Here is a 766-nt window from a genome sequence, read left to right on the forward strand (position 1 = left end):
GGTCGGTGCCGCCGATGATCGTGGCGGTGGTGATGGTGCTGCAGCGGCTGGAAGGGTTGTCGGACCGGGAGGCGGTGGATCGGTTCGCCTTCGATGTGCGGTGGAAGTACGCCGCCGGCGGGCTGGACTTCGACCATCCCGGGTTCGTGCACACCGTTTTGGTGGACATGCGGGCCCGGCTGGCCGCCTCCGATCGGCCGGATCGGATCTTCGAGCGGACGGTGGAGGTGGCCGGGCAGGCCGGGTTGATCGGGCGGCGGCGGGTGCTGGACTCGGCGCCGATCTATGACGCGGTGGCCACCCAGGACACCATCACGCTGATCCGGTCGGCGATCCGGGGCCTGCTGCGCGCCTGCGATCGGGAGGTGCGGGTGGAGCTGCGGGCGGTGATCTCCAGCGGGGACGCCTACACCGATCTCGGTAAGCCGGTCATCGACTGGAGCGACCGAGCCGAGCGGGAGGCGCTGATCGACTCGCGGGCCCGTGATGGGTTCGCGCTGCTGGCGGTGCTGGACGGGCGGAAGGTGGCCGGGGAGGTCGATCAGGCGGCCCGGCTGCTGGCCACGGTGCTGGGTCAGGACCTGGAGCAGGGCGAGGACGGGGTGTTCCGGATCGCCCGCAAGGTGGCCAAGGACCGGATCATCTCCACCGTCGATCCCGAGGCGCGCCACGGCCGCAAGACGGTGGCCCGTTCCTTTGACGGTTTCAAGGGGCACATCGCCGAGGATCCCGACAGCGAGATCATCACTGCCACCCGGGTGACGGC

The 766-nt window shown here is 70.4% G+C and carries 1 protein-coding gene; it reads left to right on the top strand.

Annotated elements, in window-relative coordinates; all coding sequences use genetic code 11:
• Window positions 1-766 (top strand): transposase (locus ABD331_RS60705; RefSeq protein ID WP_344496717.1); only part of this gene is annotated, 766 nt, incomplete at both ends.

Source organism: Nonomuraea monospora (assembly GCF_039531895.1).
Classification (GTDB): Bacteria; Actinomycetota; Actinomycetes; order Streptosporangiales; family Streptosporangiaceae; genus Nonomuraea; species Nonomuraea monospora.